An 18,083-nucleotide genomic window follows, 5' to 3' on the forward strand; every position below is an offset into this window, starting at 1 on the left:
GCACACGGTCGGAGCTCGATCGTCGTGCGTGCCAATGCCCTTGGTATGGCGCCCATGTGAGGGAGTGGAAGACCGACCGTACTGCCACCGCATTGTGCGGCTTTCCCATCGAAGACGGTGTTGTCTATGTCAGGGTCGGCATATGACGATCAAGGATGACCTGACACCTGTCCCCGATGGCTACTCGCGGATCGACCCCTGGGTGATATCGCAGGACACGGGCGCGGAGATCGAGTTCCTGAGCCAGGTGTTCGGGGCCACGGAACGTGGTTCCCGCATCTTCAACGAGGACGGGTCCGTGGGCCACGCCGAGGTGGACGTGGCAGGTGCGGTGGTGCTGATGTTCGACCGACAGCCCGGTTGGCCGCATCTGCCCGCGCATCTGAGGGTCTACGTCGAGGACGCCCGGAAGACCGTCGAGAAGGCCGTCGCCTGCGGGGCCCGGCTGGTGACACGGCCGACCGAGCTGGCCTTCGGGCAAATAGCCGCACGCATCCGCGACCCCCAAGGCCACCTGTGGTGGGTCTTTCAGCGACTGGAGGAGGTCTCCGCCGAAGAGATGGCCAAGCGGTTCGCCGAACCGTCCTACCAGCGCGCCATGGAATATGTGCAGCAGTCTCTCGCGGAGGAGTGGGAAGGCCACACCCCGTAGCCGTCCCGGGTCCTGGTGCTTCGGCTGCCGCCGATCCGTCTGGTGTGGGGCGGTGGGAGGGTGCTGCGTACCGGGCGAGGCGGCCTTGACCTCAACGTACGCCGCTGGGACTCGGGCAGATGCTGATCACGGTTGCTCAGCGTGGTGCTTGGTGGTGGGGAGGAGTTCGACCACGGCATGGCCGAGCTGGGGCCGGATCCACTCGCCGTCGCGTGCGATGCCGAGTACGCCTCCGAGGAAGGCCATATCGAGGGTCCCAGCGGGGGTCTCCCAGCGAAACGGGACACGGGAGACATGGGAGGGGAAGTCCTCCTCGGCGATGTCGCCCGCTCCGAACGACTGCTGCGGAATCGGTCCGTCGTCGGTGTACCGGTGGGCGAAGAAGGCGGTGATCCACCCCGTGACCCGGTCGCCGCCGGAGTGCGACTCCCACTTGTAGAGCGAGCGCCAGAATGAGTGGTCGACACCCCACCCCGAGGCTGTTGCCCAGATCGCGTCCAGTACCGGGTGCAGGGCGGTGAACCACGGCCGCAGACTTTCGAACCACCCCTCCAGCTCCCGCACCCGTGCCGCCAGCAGACGCCAGTCCCGGTCCGTGCCCTCCAGCCGGATCCGGGGAATGCCGCAGAGCGTGATCCACTGAAAGCGGTAGTACGGGCTGACCACGTCCATCAGCGCCACCAGCGTGGCCGTGGCGTCGGCGGGGGTGGTGGTGGAGAAGGCCGGCTGGAAGAGGTCGGCCACCTCGTCGCCGATCCGGCCGCGCAGGGGCTGTTGCATCAGGTTGACCGAGCCTTCCCAGACCCATGGGGCCAGGTCGGCGCGGACGGTGATGGTCTGCTGGTGCCCGGGCGTGTCGGTGAAGAGCCCTTCGTACGCGCTGGAGTTCAGCCCGACATGTACGGCCACCTCGTGCACGACGGCGTACCAGAGCAGATCGGGCGACAGGCTCAGCGGAAGGTGGGCCGTGAAGCAGATGTGGATGGCGCGCAGCAGGAGGCTGGAGGCGGGCTCGGCGCTCTCCGGGGTGTCGGTGGCCCAGCCGACGAGGCGGCCGGTGCTGCGGTGGTGGAAGCGTGCCTGGTCGCGGAGCACGGCCTGCAGGAAGCGTTCGTTGCCGAGTTCGGTGAGTTCGGCGGCGAGCCGCACCGCATCGGAGTCTTCGTCGAGCGGCAGGTCCATCTCGAAAGCCATCCGCACCCCCAGGGACGTGATCGAACTTTGATCCTAGAAAGGGGGCACGGAGGCCGGGGCTCCGGCCCGCCCCCCGTCGGTGACGCGGACCGTCAGGACGACCGCCGGCCGTTGTCGCGACTCGACGGCGGCGCCCATCACCGTCAGCCGACGGGCGAGCCCGGGGCGATCACTGTGTCCGTACCGCCTGCGATAGTGGGCGTGGGTCATGTTGACTGCTCCGACCAGACGCTGTCGGCCCGTTGAGTCAGTGATGCCTGGCGTGATCGGACAGCCGCGGTGGAGCCGGTGCGTGATCCTGCCTCATCAATGATGAGGGCGCGCAGACAGCAACGACGAGGGCGGGCGGACAGCCGGTCCCACCTCACGGCAGCCCTGGGAGAGCAGCACATTGCCCCGTACGACACCACCACGCCCCATCGACGTCACCGCAGTACTGCCCGAACTGGCAGCCCACGCCAGGGAGACGACCCGGCTGCACCCGAGGCCCGGCGCTCCGGACGCCACCGACAGCTCGATCGGCGGTCCGCTGCTCTGGCCCGCCGATGAGCCGTGGCCCACGTGTACCGCGCCCCGCATGGTGCAGCGCAGCGAGCCGATAGCCCCCGCGCTCGTCACCGCATTGCGGCAGGCTCAGGCCGAACGGGAGGCACAGCAGGGGGCGGGGAGCGGGGGCCGGCGCAGCCCGGAGGAGTTTGCTCTGCTCGACAAGGCAATGAGCCGCAGGGGCGCGGGCGTCGATCTCATCCGCTACACCACCCACTGGTACGAGTCCGAGGCGCATGGGGAGCCGAACCCTTTGGCGGCTGTGGCCCAGCTGCACGCCCGCGATATCCCGACCGTGCGATTCCCCGCGGGGACCGACCTCCTCCAAGTGCTGTGGTGCCCCACCACTCACCAGGATCTGCCTGGCCAGCCCCGCTTTTACGCGGGCCCGTCCGTACACCTCGTCTGGCGGCGGGTGTCCGATGTCTCCTCCGCGCCCGGCATCGCGCCGCCGCAGCCCCGGGACGCCCACGAGTCCTACCTGCCCACCCCGTGCGTGCTGCACCCAGAGCAGGTGACCGAGTACCAGTATGCGGATCTGCTGCCCGACGTGCTCCGTGAGCGCCTTGACGCGCAGGACGAGCGGTGGCTGGAAGAGGCGGATTTCCATTACCAGTACGACCTGTCCATCGCCCCCGGCTGCAAGGCCGGCGGCTGGGCATCCTGGCATCTGACCGATCCGGCGTCCGTCGACTGCCGGTGCGGAGCGTCGATGGACCTCCTGCTCAGCTTCGACAGCAGTGAATGGGACGGTGGCTCGAAGAGCTGGCGCCCCCTTGAGGATGCCGAGGCCAGCCATGTGGGCGCGTGCGAGCCCACCGGCCTGACTCCTGGCCGCTGGGGTGCACTGCGGATCTTCCTCTGCCCCGTCGACCCGACACCCCCCTCTGCTGAACATCCAGTAGGGGCAGCCGGTCTCCGCATCTCGTAGCCGCCCTGCACACTGCGCTCGTCCGTTCACCGCGCGGCGGCCCGTAGGGGCTCATGAGGCCGAGGCGGTGACTCACCGCGCAAGCCGCCGTCATCCGCTCCGCATCAGCCACCATCCGCCCGAGCCGGCTTCCCGGCCCGCGGGCAGCCCTTCTCTTCTCCGGCGGGCGAAGGCGTGGGTGACCGGGCAAATGGCCAGTAGCGTGGCAAGGTGGACGGTATGTGCGGTCGCTATGTCTCCACCCGCCGTCCGCAGGATCTGGTCGACCAGTTCGACGTGACGCGCTGGGATCCCGGCCAGGTACTCGGCCCGAGCTGGAATGTGGCCCCGACCGACGAGGTGTGGTCGGTGCTGGAACGCGTCGAGCACGACACCGGCGAGGTCACCCGGCAGCTGCGGTCGCTGCGCTGGGGGCTGGTGCCCTCGTGGGCGAAGAGCCTGAGCATCGGCGCGAAGATGATCAATGCCCGAGTGGAAACGGTCGCGGAGAAGCCGGCCTACCGCCGGGCCTTCGCCAGGCGCAGGTGCCTGCTGCCGGCGGACGGCTTCTACGAATGGCAGGCCGTCGCGGCGACCGAAACGGCCAAGGCCCGCAAACAGCCGTACTTCATCAGCTCCGAGGACGGTCAGGTCATGGCGTTCGCCGGTCTGTACGAGTTCTGGCGCGCCCCCGACGTCTCCGATACCGCCGATGCCTCACATGCCTCCGAGGCCGCTGCTCCGGGGGCATGGTGGACCACCTGCACGATCATCACCACCGAGGCCACCGACGCCGCGGGACGTGTCCACCCCCGTATGCCGCTGACCATCGCCCCTGACGACTGGAGCGCCTGGCTCGACCCCGCCCACGAAGACCCCGGCGAACTGCGCGCCCTGCTCACGGCCCCCGCCGCGGGACACCTGGCCGCCCGCGCCGTCTCCACCGCGGTCAACGACGTACGCAACAACGGGCCTCACCTTCTGGACGAGATCACCGGCGCCTCGTCCGATGGCTGACGGCGGGTGGCTTCGTTCACCTTCAGCGGCGGCGTTCGGCCCTCAGCTTCAACACGCTCCTACAGGGTGCGCCGATACCGAACCTCTTAGCCATGGGCGTTCAGCCGGTCCCACACCAGCACGATCGGCGCCCGAACGAGCTGATGGACGCCGTCGATCAGCGCGATGAAGTCGCGTTCACCCATGCTGCGGCGCTTGCCCCGGCCAGAGCCTCGGCTCCGCCGTCCCGCCACAGCCGGTGCCATTCATCAGCCGACTTCCGGCTCACTCGCAGCCGCCGGGCGATCTCCGGTGGCTTGATCTTCTGCTCGAACAGCTCGGCGGCCTGCATCCGTACCGTCTCCCGGCGCTGACGCCCCGCAGGACTCAGCCCACCCCCATCTGCATACCTCATACACGCGGGATACAGCCAACACCCCAACCTCATCAGGAACTTCAGACAAAGATCGCTCCTGACGAGCCGAAGCCGGTAGACCGCTCATCAGAGCAGAGGCACCAGGCGCGCCGCGACCGAGAGTGCTAGATTGGGCAATCGTCCAAGACGGTTGCCCAAGGAGTGCACTTGCCCAGTAAGACCAACGCCGAACGTGGCCGGAACGTACGCGCGCAGCTGCTGACGGCTGCCCGGGAACTTGTCGGCGAGCTCGGCTGGAGCGCCGTGAGCACCCGCATCCTGGCTGAACGGGCCGGCGTCCGTCCTGGCTTGGTGCACTACCACTTCGAGTCGCTGCAGGCATTGCTGCGTCAGGCCGTGCTCGAAGAGATGCGCCGCATGCTCGACGGCACCGCGGCACTCCTCGACACGACCCCGAACCCCACCGCGGGTATCGAGGCGATGCTGTCCGACCTCGACCGGTACACCGGCGCCGACCCCGCATCTCTGCTGTTCATCGAGGCATACCTCGCCGCCACTCGCGATCCCCGACTGCATGAGGAGATGCGCGGACTCGTGATCGACTTCCGTAACCACCTTGCCACGTCACTGGCTCGCTCGGGCCACCCCGCACCTGAAGCGGCGGCGACCGTCGTCATGGCCGTCTTCGACGGCTTCCTCCTCCACAAGGGACTCGATCCAGAGCTGTCGGCCGCCCGCATCGCGCCACTGCTGCGCCAACTCACCGACACCGAACCGAATGGAGCGCACTCATGAAAGCCCTCATCTGCGGCGCAGGCATCGCCGGCCTCGTCCTGGGCAACCGCCTCCACCACCACGGATGGGAGGTCCACCTCGTCGACCACGTCCCCGGCCCCCGCGCCCAGGGCTACATGATCGACTTCTTTGGCCCCGGATTCGAGGCCCTGACCGCCATGGGCCTGCAATCCACACTGCGTGAGTTCGCCAGTCCCGTCGAGGAGTTCTGCTACATCAACGGCCGCGGGCGCAAGACCGTCAGCGTCGACTACGCCCTCTTCTCCAAAGCTCTCGACGGCGAGATCGCCAGCATCATGCGGCCCGCGCTCGAACGGATGCTGCGCGAGTCGCTCGCCGACGAGATCGACCTGCGCTACGGCACCACCGTCGATCGGATCGACGACGACAAAGCCGTCCTCTCCGACGGCACCGCGATCGACGCCGACCTGATCGTGGGCGCCGACGGCGTCCACTCCCGCGTTCGTGCGCTGGCCTTCGGCGGAGAACACCACTACCTCCGCCACCTCGGCATGCACACCGGGGCCTTCGTCTTCACTGATCCCGAGGTGTACGAGCAGGTCCGCGGCCGGTTCGTGCTCACCGAGACACTCAACCGCCAGATGGGCTTCTACGGACTCGACGACGACCGCGTCGCCGTCTTCGCCGTGCACCGCACCCCCGATCCGGCCCTGCCCGAGGACCCGCGCGAAACGCTCCGCCACAAGTACGCCGGTATGGGAGACCTCGCCGAGCGCGCCTTGGCGCAGTGCCCGCCGCCCGACCAGGTCTACTACGACCAGGTCGCCCAGATCGACATGCCGGGTTGGTGCGATGGACGGGTGACGCTGGTCGGCGACGCCGCCCACGCGGTCTCCCTCGTCGCCGGACAGGGCGCCTCCCTCGGCGCCGCGGGTGCCTATGTGCTGGCCGAGCGGCTGCACCGGTCGCCTTCGGTGCCCGAAGGAGTAGCCGACTACGAACGGCGCTGGCGCCCGGTCACGGCCGCAGTCCAGATGGCGGCCCGGGACCGAGTCACCGAGTGGTTCCTGCCGACCTCCTCGGCCAAACTCCTGCTGCGACGCTGGGGATTCCGGGCCATGCGCCTGCCCGGCCTCGACCGGCTCCTGGTCGGTCCCCTCTTCCCCAAAGACCACCGAACCGTGGCCGAACTCAGCACCTGATCGCGTGCCCTCACGAGGTCACCCTGACGATCCGAGATCAGTACCGCCGAGCCAGCCGTGTGACCATGCAAAGTGGCTGTTTCACAGTAAGTGTGCTGAACCCGCGAAAGACATCGGTTGGAGGGGAGTGGCGGGCCCGTGCGCGACGGTCCCAGAATCGATTCCTGGGCGGCTGGCTTGGGAAGCGGGGGCCCTTTGGGGGTGAGGGCCTGACAGAATCCATTCCTATGAGCTCTGGCCGATGGGCAACTCACTCGATCGAGATGACCGGTGACCGTGTGATCAAGCGGTTTCCGAGCGAGGACGGCGGTCGCGCCGAGCGGGAGTGGCGGGCCTTGTCCTTGTTGGCCACGTATGCTCCGGGGCTGGCTCCGGAACCGCGGGAGGCCCACCTCGCAGCTGGTGAGCCGGTTGTGGTGATGTCTCGGCTTGCCGGGAACCCTTTGCGTGGTACTGAGGTGGCGCGCGAACAGATCGGCGCCTTGGCCAAGGCGGTGACCACTCTGTATGAGGCTGTGCCGGCCGATGTCGTCTGCAGGCTCCCGCTCAGGCCGGGGCGCCAAAGCGAGCTCGTCGGACACCTCGATCGGTGGGCGGTCACGGTTCGCCCTCGGACCGAAGGACGGGTGAGGCGGGCCATGGACTCCGGGTTGGACTGGCTGGCCCGCTCGGGTCCGGGGACCGACACTCGGGGGCAGATTGCACCGGTCTTCGGGCCGGGCGACGGCAATCTCGCGAACTACCTGTGGGACGGTTTCCGGGTCCGGATCGTCGACTTCGAGGACTCAGGCCGCAGCGACCGTGCCTTCGAGCTCGCGGAGATCACCGAGCACGTGGGCAGTTGGGTGGAGCACCCCTTTGACGTCCCCGCCTTCTTGGAGCATTTCGACCTTTCCCCGGCGGAGACCTCACGGCTGAGGGAGAGTCGCCGGCTGCTGGCCCTGGTGTGGCTGTTCCTCCTGGCGAGCGAGGCAACGGAGAACCCGAGGAATCCTCCTGGCACGGTGGAACGGCAAGCCGGCCGGGTATTGGAGCTATTGGCCTGATGGGGCCTGATGAGGGGAACCGCGGTCAGCGGCATCGGCCAGTGGTCAGCGGTCAAGATGATGGCTTCAGTGGTCGTAGGCGGTCAGTGTGCGCATGGCTGACTGGCCGCCATGAAGCCGGCTCCCTCCCTCGGGCCCTTGAAATCGGTCATCTAGGCTGGCGCGGTGACTGAGGAGGGGGAGCGGGTGCAGCCGTCGGGAGTGTGGGCCACGGCGGTGGGGGTGGCCAGGGTGCGGGCGCTGGAGACCGAGCGGGAGGACGCGCTGTTCCGCGATCCACTGGCACAGGCCTTCGCCACCGCCGGCGGCCTGTGGCCCTCCTCGCCGCCGCGGCCCGATGACGAGGCCGCGCGACGCCGCCGACTGGCCGTGTCGTACTCCATCGTCATCAGGACGAAGTTCCTCGACGACTTGTTGCAGCAGGCCTCCGCGTCCGGGGTCCGGCAGGTCGTGCTGCTCGGCGCCGGCATGGACAGCCGGGCCTTCCGGATCGACTGGCCCGAGGGCACCCGGCTGTTCGAGGTCGACACCGCCGCGCCACTGGACTTCAAGGCTTCGGTGCTGCGCCAGGAGCGGGCCGTCGCACGCTGCGAGCGGATCACCGTCGCGGTGGATCTGCGTGAGGACTGGCCAGGCGCGCTGGCCGCCGCAGGGCACGACCCGGCGGTGCCGACCACGTGGATCGCCGAAGGGCTGCTGATCTACCTTCCCGAGGACGCGGTCGAGCTACTGCTGGCCCGGATCAGTACGCAGTCGGCGGCAGGCAGTCGGATGGGGCTGACATTGGGCTCGCGCGGCGTGATCGAGCGCTTCGGCGCGGACGCCGCGCCGGGATCGGCGGCGTCCATGTGGGTCTCGGAGATGCCCGACGACCCGGTGGGCTGGCTGGCCGGGCACGGCTGGGAGGCCCACAGTCACACCTTGCGCGAGCGCGCTGCCGCCTACGGCCGTCCGATCAGCACCCCGCCGCAGCGCGAGGAGCAGCCCGGCGGACTGATCTCGGCGGTCCGTCGGTAGAGCGCCTCCCGGTTCCTTGGGGCTCAGTCCCTCTGGGGCCAGGAGAAGCCGAGTTCTTCGGCGCGTTCGAGGCTGCCGCCGCACACCTGGCCGTAGGTTTTCGGGTCCTCCTCGGCCAGCCGGTTCAGGGCGGCCGCCGCCTGTGCCTCAGGTGGGGTGCCGTCGTCCGGTATGGCCCAACGGAACTGGAGGGAAATGCCGCCCGGTTTCCCGGAGCCGAGTCCCGGCGCGTGCAGGAAGGTCACCACAGTGGTGTCCGGGTCGTCGAAGTCGCTGCTGATCCAGCCCCGTTTTGCGTCCCACCGGCTCAGGAGGTCCGGCCGTTCCATCAGGCCGGCCTTGATCAGCCGGGCCGTGGTGCGGGCCGGCCAGGACCAGGAGCGGTCGGTCTCGGCGCGGGCGATCTCCGCGTCGTAGGCCGCGGCGCCGAACCGGTAGGCAGCCGGTTCGGGTACCGGAGCCCGGGAACCCGGCATGGTGGAGGGCCGCTGCCAGTTCTCCCACACCACCTGGTCTCCGTCGCGTCGGATGGTGACGTAGAGCGCGCCGCAGCACTCCTCGGTGCAGGATGCCTCCGCGAGTTGTACCTCGCTGGGCTCCGGGCCGGCCCGGAGGCGGCCTTCGTCCAGCAGGTATTCGGGGCTGTGGGCGGGACCGCGGTCGAAGAACGCCGGGACCGCGGGGCGCCCGTCGAGGAGGACGCGGGTCTCGACGGGCGCCCGGGCCGCGGGATCGCCTGCCACCACCTCGACGCGCAGCCTGCCGGGCGGCGTCGGGTGCCTGAAGGGTTGCCGACCGGTGCGTCGGATCCACCCGGGCCGCAGTCGATGTTCCGTCCCGCCTGTTTTGTCGGTTGCCTGCAGCGAGGCCCACCGGGGCTCGGTCAGCAGCCGTTCCAGTGAATCCAACAGCGCCATACGTCGTCCAGGGGGCCAGTCCAGCAGCACGCCGGGGCCGCTGCTCAAGTCCAGGGCGAGCGAGAGCAGGGTGGCGTGGTGGCCGAGGCTGGGCGGCAGGAGCCCGGCGCGCGTCACGACGCTCTCGTACACGGTGAGTGCGTCGCGGTAGGCGAGGAGGTCGGTCGGGGCGTCGCGCGAGCATCCCATCCGGACCAGGAGCCAGCCCGCCCGGGCGAGCAGGGCCGTGTCGGAGGGATGCCGGCCGAGCAGGTCGGGCAGCCGGGCTGCCTCCGCGATCCGGCGGGCGACCGCGGTGCTGAGGAGTCGGGGCTCAGCGGGGAACGCGACCAACTCCGCGCGGATGCCTCTCTGTTCATCCCTCCGCAGGGCGCGGACGAGTGGGCGCAGCTCATCACCACGTGCGTAGAAGGAGAGCCAGACGACGGCTGCGCTCCGGGAGTCCAGGGCGTCGAGGGCGTCGACAGCCGGGCGGGTGAGCCTCCGGAGCAGGCCGAGAACGGACAGGTACGGGATGTCCTCGGACGTGCCGAGGCGGGTGAGCAGGGCGAGGCCTGCGGTGACGGCGGGCACGGTGGTGCCGGTGCGCGTGAGCTGCCGGGCCAGGGACCGGGCCGCGTCCTGCTGCCCGGCCGGCAACGGCAGCCCGGCGACGGCAGATTGGATCAGCATCAGGTGCATGGCGCAGTCCCGGATACCCAGCCGCGCGAAGCGGCGGTGCAGGGTGGCCGAGTCGTGCGGTAGCGGGTTCAGCGCGTCCCGGAGGGCGGCTTGTGACTCTTCGAGGGGCAGCCCTTCGAGGGGCAGCGCTGCGGGGGACGGTGGGCTCCCACCCGGTGCCGGCTGTTGCGAGACGCCCCGTTCCGGCTGTGGGGAGACACCCCGTTCGGGCTGTTGAGAGAGGGGGAAACCACGCCGCGGTGGGATCCCGTCGGGGGCCTCATGCAGCAAATGCAGCGCGTAGTCATACAGGGCGGGCGGAGGGTGAGCGCGTCGCGCTCTTCCTGGGCGCTCACCGGGCGGGGTGGAACTCGATTCCGTAGGTCATGCACGCAGCCTGCCAGCCCGGTTCGCGCTCTGTCGAGGGAATTCGGGGCGGGCGGCATCGCCCCCGGACCTTTCCCGTTCCAGGTCACTGCGGGCAACCGTCATCACGTCATCCACGCCCCGTCTGCCGGGATCACCATGCTCCGTCACGGACCCTTGTGCTCGTTTCTGTTCTACATAACACTCTCAATGCACAGAAGCGCGCATCACTGAACAAGTTCGAACCTTGCGTGGCGATCGGTCGGTCGGTCGACCGAGTCGAGTCGAGTCGAGGAGAGCAGGCATGACGCAGTTCAGCCGACGTAGATTTCTGAGCGCGGCCGTGGTGGGGGGCGCGTCCGTGGGCGTCGCCCTCGGCAGTGGGCGTACGACCCTCGCCCAGGCCGACAGCCCGCGGGGGCTGACCATCCGCGGGCACGAATTCCTGCTGGACGGCAAGCCGTTCCGGATTCTCTCGGGTGCCTTCCACTACTTCCGTACGCATCCCAAGGACTGGCGTGACCGGTTGCTGCGGATGCGGGCGATGGGCCTGAACACGGTGGAGACCTACGTCGCCTGGAACTTCCACCAACCGTACGAGAAGAAGGCCGACTTCAGCGGTTGGCGCGATGTCGCCGCCTTCGTACGGACGGCGGACGAGGCCGGGCTCAAGGTGATCGTGCGACCGGGACCGTATATCTGCGCGGAATGGGACTTCGGCGGGCTGCCGGCCTGGCTGCTCAAGGACAAGGACGCGCCCCTGCGCCGCTCCGACCCCGCCTACGAGCGGGCGGTCGACGCCTGGTTCGCCGAACTGCTGCCCCGGCTCGTGGACCTGCAGGCCACCCGCGGCGGACCCATCATCGCCATGCAGGTCGAGAACGAATACGGCAGTTACGGCGACGACCACGCCCACCTGGAACATCTGCGGGATGCCATGCGGTCCCAGGGCGTGGACAGTCTGCTGTTCTGCTCCAACGGGGCCACCCAGGAGGCGCTGAAGGCCGGCAGCCTTCCCGGCCTCCTGTCCACCGTCAACTTCGCCGGGGACCCCACCGGGCCCTTCGCGGAGCTGCGAAAATTCCAGCCGGACAAGCCGTTGTTCTGCACGGAGTTCTGGGACGGCTGGTTCGACCACTGGGGCGAGCCGCACCACACCACCGACCCGGCGCAGACCGCCGCCGACGTGGAGAAACTGCTCCAGGCGGGTGCGTCCATCAACTTCTATATGGCCGTGGGCGGAACGAACTTCGGCTGGTCGGCGGGAGCCAATCTGACCGGCAGCGCCTACCAGCCCACCATCACCAGCTACGACTACGACTCCCCGATCAGCGAGTCCGGTGAACTCACCGAGAAGTTCCACAAGGTGCGTGAGGTGCTGGCCAAGTACACCACCGTGCCGAGCACGCCCCTGCCGGCCACGCCGCGCCGTATGCCGTCCCAGAGCGTGGCCGTCCGCGAGTCGGTGCCGTTGATGGACACGCTCGACGTGCTGGGCACTCCGCTACGGCGCGCCACCCCCGTTCACATGGAAGCGCTCGGGCAGCCGTACGGGCTGATCCACTACCGCACCCGGGTGCGGGGGCCGCAGGGGACCAAGCGCCTGAGGATCACGGGCCTGGGGGACCGTGCGCTGGTGTTCGGCGACGGCAAACGCATCGGCACCTTCGACCGTAATCAGCCGGACCACACCCTCGGCTTCGCCGTGGCCGGTGCTTCCAGCACGCTGGACCTCCTGGTCGATCCCACCGGGCGGGTCAACTTCGGCCAGGGACTCAACGACCCCAAGGGAATCAGCGGCAAGGTTCTCCTCGACGACGAGGCACTGAGCGACTGGGAGATCCGCCGGCTGCCGCTCGACAACCTCTCGGCTCTGCGGTTCGGCAGCACGGACACGCCGGCCGGCCCCGCGTTCCACCGGGCCCGGGTCCATGTCGGCACCCCCGCGGACGGCTTCCTCGCTTTCCCGGGCTGGGACAAGGGCATGGTGTGGCTCAACGGGTTTGCGCTCGGCCGGTACTGGTCCCTCGGGCCGCAGGTCACCCTGTACGCGCCGAGCCATCTGTGGCGGCGGGGGCGGAACGAACTCGTCGTCCTGGAAATGGAGCGGACGGGGGACCGGATCGAGGTCCGGTCCGAGCCGGACATCGGTTAGCGCGGCACCGACCGGACATCGGTCAGCACGGTAGCGATCGCCGCCCTCGCCCTCGCCATGCCGCGCGCCTGTCCCCCGCCCGGGGTCACAGGCATATAGATATGGAGGCGTGACTACAGACCCGCAGAGCTTCAAAATCTTGTTGGTCCCCGAACATGTCGGGGACAAGGGCGGTGCCTCCGCGGAGGACTCAGCCGTACGATCGGCTGTCGTCGAGGCGACGGGTGAGACGGGCGCCTCGGGCTACCCCCGCTACGCCGGCAACGGAATCGTGGCCGACATCGACCCCCGCACCCGCACGGTCGAGGCGGTGCTCGTCGACGGTGCGGAGCTGGACTATGGGCTGACCGCTACGGTCACGTCCTGAGCGTGTGCCGTCGGGGCGGCTGACGCCGGCCTCGGACTGGGCGGCCCGCACGGCGAGCTCCGCCGCCAGGGTGCGGAGCTGGGCGTCCGCCCGGCCCCCGGGGCCCCGGCCCCCCGGGCCCCGGGCCAAGGCTGCGACCGGATGAACGTCGACTCAGCGGGGCTCGCCGAACCAGCGGTCGAGCGCCGGTTTCAGGCCATCCGCGCCGGCCCAGCACACGTAGCCGTCCGGCCGGATGAGCATCGGCTCGACGTCGGCGCCCTGGCCCACCCGGTCCACCCGGTCCGCCCAGGGGCCGGCGACCCCGGCGAACGTGTCGGCCGGATCCAGCAGGATGCCGTGCCCGGACCGCAGCAGTTCGTGCACCCGGGCCGGGCCGAGGTCCAGGTCCGGTGCGGGCAGGCCGACGAGCGGATGGGTTTCGGTGCCCGGCATCGGATAGCGGAGGGCCATCCCGGACATCAGGTCGGCGAGATGGTGCTGGACGTCCGGCAGTTGGGCCATGGCCGTGAAGATCTCCCGGGCAGCCAGCACGTCCGGATCGCGGGTCCCGGCCCAGTCCATCAGCAGGCTCTGTGCCCGGACGTTGCGCAAGACGGCGGCCCCGGCCGGATGCCGTTCCGCGTGATACGTGTCGAGCAGGTTCCGCGGTGCCCAGCCGTGCACGGCGGCGGCGAGCTTCCAACCGAGGTTCAGCGCGTCCTGCATGCCGGTGTTCATGCCCTGCGCGCCGAGCGGAAGGTGGACATGGGCGGCATCGCCCGCCAGGAATACCCGTCCGTGCCGGTACTGCTCGACCTGTCGTGACGCGTTGGTGATACGGCGGGCGTAGCGCAGTTCGAGGAGGTGCACCCGCGTGCCGAACACGGTGCTCAGGCCCCGGCGGATGTCGTTCTCGGTGACCGGGGTCTCCCTCGGCAGTGACTGGCCCGGCCCGCCGAGGACCAGGCGGCGAAGTTGCCTGCCCTGCGGATCGGTGCCGAGCGGGAACAGTGCCGCCCAGCGCCCGTCCTCGTTCCAGGTGTGCGACGTGGACGGCTCGACGCCGCCCAGCCGCACGTCGGCGGCGATGATCGTCAACGTGCCCGGCTGACCGGGGAACCCGGCCCGCAGCAGGGCCCGCACGGTGCTGTGAGCGCCGTCGGCAGCGACGAGGTAGCGGGAGCGGAGGGTGGCGCCGTCGGCGAAGGCCGCGGTGACCCCGTCGTCGTCCTGGTCGAGGCCGACCAGTTCGTGGCCCCGCCGGGCGTTCAGGCCGTGCGCGGCGAGATGCTGCTCGAAGAATCCCTCGATCACCACCTGCGGCACGGACCGCCACGGCAGACGGTGGCGGTGGGAGTGGAGCGGGATACCGGCGAAGTGGCCAGTGGTGACGGGGTGATCTCCGGTGGCCAGCAAAGGCTCCAGCAGCCCTCGTTGGTCAAGCGCCTCCAGTGTGCGGGACTGCACGCCGCCTGCCTTGGACAGTTCGCTGCGCTGCGACAGCTTGTCGGCCAGCACGGTCGACACCCCCGTCCTCAGCAGCTCGTTGGCCAGCGTCATTCCGGTCGGGCCGGCGCCGACGATGAGCACATCGGTGTCCACGGACTCTCCTCTGACTGGGTCGATCAGGACAAGAGCAACGCTCTGTCGGCCGAGCCGACCGAGCCAGGAAACGGTCCGATTGCGCTGGTATCTGACACCGCCTACCTTCAGTTCGGTGGAATCCGACTACGACGAGCTGGACCGACGGCTCGTGCACGCCTTGCAGATCGACGGCCGCGCCCCGTTCAGCACCATCGCCGACGTTCTCGGCGTCTCGGATCGCACCATCGCCCGCCGCTACGCCCGGTTGCGGTCAGCCGGGGCGGTACGGGTGCTCGGCGGGGTCGACCCCACCGCGCTGGGCGCCATCCTGTGGTTTCTGCGGGTGCGATGTGCTCCCAACGCCTCGCTCCCGGTCGCCGAGGCGCTGGCCAGACGCCCCGACACGTCCTGGGTGAGCCTCAGCTCCGGCGGCACCGAGATCACCTGCGTGGTCCGGACCGAGAGCGAGGCGGACAGCGAGGCACTGCTGCTGGCCAAACTTCCCCGCACGCCGCGTGTGGAGGGCGTGACCGCGCACTCCGTGCTGCACGCCTTCTACGGTGGCCCCGACAACCTGGTCGGTAAACTCGGGTCGTTGGACGAGGAGGCGATCGAGCGACTGCGCCCGCTTCCGGTGCCGCACCGAGAAGGGCCGGTGCGACTCGACGACGGTGACCGCAAGCTCCTCGCCCTGCTCGCCACCGACGGCCGCGCCGGGTTCGAGCAGTTGGCCACGGCGACCGGCTGGTCGCCGACGACGGTCCGGCGCCGGATGACGGAGCTGCGCGAACACGGCTTGCTCTATCTCGACCTCGACGTCGACTGGCGCATGTTCGGCGTGCATGCCCGAACCCTGCTCTGGCTCTCGGTCGCCCCCGCACACCTGGAGGAGGCCGGTCAGGCGCTGGCCGGGCATCCGGAGATCGCGTTCGCCGCCGCCACGACCGGCCCGACCAATCTGTACGCGAGCGTGGTGTGCACGAACCAGCGGGAGCTGTACCGCTACCTGACCACCCGGGTCGCCGCACTCCCCGCCGTCACACACCTCGAAACGGCACCAGTGATCAGGACCGTCAAGCAGGCAGTGAACCAGCCGTAGCAACCGGCCGGCCCCCTGCAGCAGCACCCACCGCGGCCGGGCTCGGCTACTCCTCGATGGTCACGACGGTGTCGAGACCGGCATGCCGCAGGGTGCGCTGAACGGCGCGGCGGGCACCGTGGACGGTGACGTCGACGGTTTCCGGTGCATGGGTGACGGCGCGGAGCAGGGCGTAGGCGCATGCGAGGCCGATCCGCTCAAGGCCGCTCATGTTCCATACCCAGGTGCCTGCCTGTCGCAGGCGCTGGTCGCTGAGGAGTTCTTCCAGCTCGGGCAGGGTCTGGGCGTCCAAGATGCCGGAGAACGTCAGGACGGCATGCTGCTCGTCAGCCTCGGTGAGCACCACGGGGGCGCGCTCCGGCCGGGCGGACTGCGGGGGCATGGCTGGCACGTCGACCTCCTGGCAGCACGTCAAGGACGTTCCCCCATAGTCTCGGCGAATGCGCCGCATTCGCCAAGCAGCCGCCCGATGGCGCGCGCCGCCGCCTCGCGAGCCGGGCCTCCCACGCCGACGAGAGGAGCCGGGCCGGGGTGGCGCCGGCCCGGCCAGTCGCGATGGGGGAGCAGACGGAGTCGTAGCCGTAGCGGCGGCTCACCGGCAGTGCTGGTTGCCTGGAGGGCAGGACGGTCACCACGATTCGCCAACCATCGAGTGCTACGGGGAAGTTGGAGGATTCGTCGATCGGCCGAAGTCAGGGGTCACTGCCGTCGCCAGGCGATCGGCGTACCGCGCCGGGCGGTCGACCTGCGGGGCGCACCGCGTTGTCACGGGTGACGTTCTCGACGCTCTCGATGCTGAGGCCCCTCGGTGATGGGCGATCAGTCGCCGACGGACTTGGCCCAGTCCTCACGGACGGTGCGCAGGGCCGTGTTCAGCTGGGCCTCGGTGGGGAACTGGGGTGTGCCCTCGACCGTCGGCAGGCGTGCGGCCAGGGCTTTGTTCAGGGTGCCGTGCTTGGCCATGACGGCCATCAGCACCGGGCGGGCGTAGTCCACGAGGCGGAGGTTCTGGCCTTCCGGACTGAAGAGGTACTCCTCCCACAGTCGCGCCGCAGCGGGGTGGGGGGCGTTTTTGTTGACCGCCTGCGCGTAGTACTGCGAGAAGCTGCCGTCGAAGGGAATGGAGACCTTCCAGTTCACGCCCGTACCGTGGAGCTGGTCGATGTGCTGCAGGTTGAGGTAGTCCCATTCGATGCTGATCGGTGTGCTGCCTTTGGCGATCGCGGCGCGGGTGGGGTCGGCCCGGTTGTAGTTGCCGCTCTTGTCGAGCCGGGCGAAGAAGTCGATGCCGGGGCGGATGTTGTCGAACGAGCCCCCGTTGGCGAGGGTCGCCGCGTACACGGCGGCGAAGGCTGATCCCGCGGCCGTGGGTTCGCCGTTCATCGAGACCAGGCCCTTGTACTCCGGCCGGAGCAGATCGGCGAAGGATTCGGGGCAGGTGCGCACGCGGGCGGCGTCGCAGCCGATCGAGATGTAGCCGCCGTAGTTGTTGTACCAGCGGGCCTCGGCGTCCTTCTGCTCCGGCGGGATCTCGTCGAACTGCGCGACCCGGTAGGGGGTCAGCAGGTTGTGCCGCGCCGCGGACTGGGCGAAGGTGTCCCCGACGTCGATCACGTCGGGGGCGCGCCTTTGGCCTCGGTAGCGCTTGAGGGCGTCGATCTCCTGACTGCTGTGGCCGTTCGGGTTGTCGACGACGACCTTGATGCCGTACTTCTTCTCGAAGCCGTCGATCAGTCCGCCGTAGTTGGCCCACTGGCGCGGCAGCGCGATCGTGTTGAGCCTGCCCTCCTTCTTCGCCGCCTTGACCAGTGCCGCCATCCCGCCGGCCTCCGCGGCGGACTCGGCCCGCGAGGGCGCGACCGGCCGGGTGGGTCCCGCTTCCTGGCACGCACCGAGACCGGGCACCGCCAGGCCGAGACAGCACAGGAGGGCGCCTGCGCGGACCCGATGATGTGTTGCCACGACGCCTCCAACAGGGCCAAGTAGGGGAAGGTCCGCCGGACGGGGGAACGTCCGCCAGGGGCCTCGAAGGCTCACTGAGCGGACGCGCCCCCGGCACTCCCGCAGACCGCCTGCGCCTTGTCGCGGGGGCGGTCCTGACGCCATCCCGCCGCGTCGGTCACCGCCCGGAGTTTCTCTCTGCGGGAATGGTCCGAAACAGCCTACTGTGCCCGTTGTGTCTCCCCGTCAGGGCGGTGATCGGTCCAGGTCACAGCGGCGAGTGGAGAGCACGGGTGGGGGAGTGATCGCCACCCGCG

General features: G+C 69.6%; 16 protein-coding genes and 1 pseudogene. 10 read left to right on the plus strand and 7 right to left on the minus strand.

Annotation, left to right across the window (positions count from 1 at the left end):
• The first annotated feature begins 142 nt into the window (after positions 1-142).
• Positions 143-652, plus strand: a complete 510-nt coding sequence (locus ABZ851_RS16085) for a VOC family protein (RefSeq protein ID WP_361127185.1) — start codon at positions 143-145, stop codon at positions 650-652.
• 126 nt (positions 653-778) lie between these two features.
• On the opposite strand, the gene ABZ851_RS16090 is transcribed toward ABZ851_RS16085, so the two are convergent.
• Complete coding sequence (locus ABZ851_RS16090; protein WP_361127188.1) at positions 779-1,846, minus strand: DUF4419 domain-containing protein; 1,068 nt, start codon at positions 1,844-1,846, stop codon at positions 779-781.
• 391 nt (positions 1,847-2,237) lie between these two features.
• Here ABZ851_RS16090 and ABZ851_RS16095 point away from each other — a divergent pair, with 391 nt between their 5' ends.
• The gene (locus ABZ851_RS16095) at positions 2,238-3,323 is read left to right on the plus strand and encodes a hypothetical protein (protein WP_361127191.1); all 1,086 of its coding nucleotides are present in this window, start codon (positions 2,238-2,240) and stop codon (positions 3,321-3,323) included.
• A gap of 219 nt (positions 3,324-3,542) precedes the next feature.
• Positions 3,543-4,319, plus strand: a complete 777-nt coding sequence (locus tag ABZ851_RS16100; protein WP_361127194.1) for an SOS response-associated peptidase — start codon at positions 3,543-3,545, stop codon at positions 4,317-4,319.
• A 92-nt stretch (positions 4,320-4,411) separates the two neighbouring features.
• Here the strand turns inward: ABZ851_RS16100 and ABZ851_RS16105 are convergent.
• Together ABZ851_RS16105 and ABZ851_RS16110 are read right to left on the minus strand one after the other, a co-directional pair.
• Positions 4,412-4,504, minus strand: a pseudogene (locus ABZ851_RS16105) (IS630 family transposase); the annotation flags it as partial.
• Positions 4,477-4,746 (minus strand): helix-turn-helix domain-containing protein, encoded by a 270-nt coding sequence (locus tag ABZ851_RS16110; protein WP_361127197.1) that lies wholly within the window; start codon positions 4,744-4,746, stop codon positions 4,477-4,479. The pseudogene ABZ851_RS16105 and the gene ABZ851_RS16110, both read right to left, overlap by 28 nt.
• A gap of 135 nt (positions 4,747-4,881) precedes the next feature.
• Here ABZ851_RS16110 and ABZ851_RS16115 point away from each other — a divergent pair, with 135 nt between their 5' ends.
• The 4 genes from ABZ851_RS16115 to ABZ851_RS16130 all read left to right on the plus strand — a co-directional run bounded on the left by ABZ851_RS16115 (position 4,882) and on the right by ABZ851_RS16130 (position 8,695).
• The gene (locus tag ABZ851_RS16115; RefSeq protein WP_361127200.1) at positions 4,882-5,469 is read left to right on the plus strand and encodes a TetR/AcrR family transcriptional regulator; all 588 of its coding nucleotides are present in this window, start codon (positions 4,882-4,884) and stop codon (positions 5,467-5,469) included.
• A complete protein-coding gene (locus ABZ851_RS16120; RefSeq protein WP_361127203.1) occupies positions 5,466-6,632 on the plus strand; it encodes an FAD-dependent monooxygenase in 1,167 nt (388 codons plus the stop codon). Before ABZ851_RS16115 ends, ABZ851_RS16120 begins: the two co-directional genes overlap by 4 nt.
• Positions 6,633-7,270: 638 nt before the next feature.
• Positions 7,271-7,678, plus strand: a complete 408-nt coding sequence (locus tag ABZ851_RS16125) for an aminoglycoside phosphotransferase (protein ID WP_361127206.1) — start codon at positions 7,271-7,273, stop codon at positions 7,676-7,678.
• A gap of 201 nt (positions 7,679-7,879) precedes the next feature.
• The gene (locus ABZ851_RS16130) at positions 7,880-8,695 is read left to right on the plus strand and encodes a class I SAM-dependent methyltransferase (protein ID WP_361127364.1); all 816 of its coding nucleotides are present in this window, start codon (positions 7,880-7,882) and stop codon (positions 8,693-8,695) included.
• Positions 8,696-8,718: 23 nt separating this feature from the next.
• On the opposite strand, the gene ABZ851_RS16135 is transcribed toward ABZ851_RS16130, so the two are convergent.
• Complete coding sequence (locus ABZ851_RS16135) at positions 8,719-10,284, minus strand: hypothetical protein (protein WP_361127209.1); 1,566 nt, start codon at positions 10,282-10,284, stop codon at positions 8,719-8,721.
• A 658-nt stretch (positions 10,285-10,942) separates the two neighbouring features.
• Here ABZ851_RS16135 and ABZ851_RS16140 point away from each other — a divergent pair.
• The gene (locus tag ABZ851_RS16140; RefSeq protein WP_361127212.1) at positions 10,943-12,793 is read left to right on the plus strand and encodes a beta-galactosidase family protein; all 1,851 of its coding nucleotides are present in this window, start codon (positions 10,943-10,945) and stop codon (positions 12,791-12,793) included.
• A gap of 109 nt (positions 12,794-12,902) precedes the next feature.
• Entirely contained in the window at positions 12,903-13,160 is a 258-nt protein-coding gene (locus ABZ851_RS16145; RefSeq protein WP_361127215.1) for a hypothetical protein, read from the plus strand.
• A gap of 153 nt (positions 13,161-13,313) precedes the next feature.
• On the opposite strand, the gene ABZ851_RS16150 is transcribed toward ABZ851_RS16145, so the two are convergent.
• Complete coding sequence (locus ABZ851_RS16150) at positions 13,314-14,744, minus strand: FAD-dependent monooxygenase (RefSeq protein WP_361127218.1); 1,431 nt, start codon at positions 14,742-14,744, stop codon at positions 13,314-13,316.
• Between the two features lie 115 nt (positions 14,745-14,859).
• On the opposite strand from ABZ851_RS16150, the gene ABZ851_RS16155 reads away from it, so the two are divergent.
• Entirely contained in the window at positions 14,860-15,825 is a 966-nt protein-coding gene (locus ABZ851_RS16155) for an Lrp/AsnC family transcriptional regulator (protein WP_361127221.1), read from the plus strand.
• A gap of 46 nt (positions 15,826-15,871) precedes the next feature.
• On the opposite strand, the gene ABZ851_RS16160 is transcribed toward ABZ851_RS16155, so the two are convergent.
• Positions 15,872-16,207 carry an STAS domain-containing protein gene (locus ABZ851_RS16160; protein ID WP_361127367.1) on the minus strand — a complete coding sequence of 112 codons (336 nt, stop codon included), beginning with the start codon at positions 16,205-16,207 and terminating at the stop codon, positions 15,872-15,874.
• A gap of 437 nt (positions 16,208-16,644) precedes the next feature.
• Positions 16,645-17,787 carry an extracellular solute-binding protein gene (locus tag ABZ851_RS16165; RefSeq protein WP_361127224.1) on the minus strand — a complete coding sequence of 381 codons (1,143 nt, stop codon included), beginning with the start codon at positions 17,785-17,787 and terminating at the stop codon, positions 16,645-16,647.
• Between the last annotated feature and the right edge of the window lie 296 nt (positions 17,788-18,083).

The organism is Streptomyces sp. NPDC047049 (assembly GCF_040643995.1).
Lineage (GTDB): Bacteria > Actinomycetota > Actinomycetes > Streptomycetales > Streptomycetaceae > Streptomyces > Streptomyces mooreae.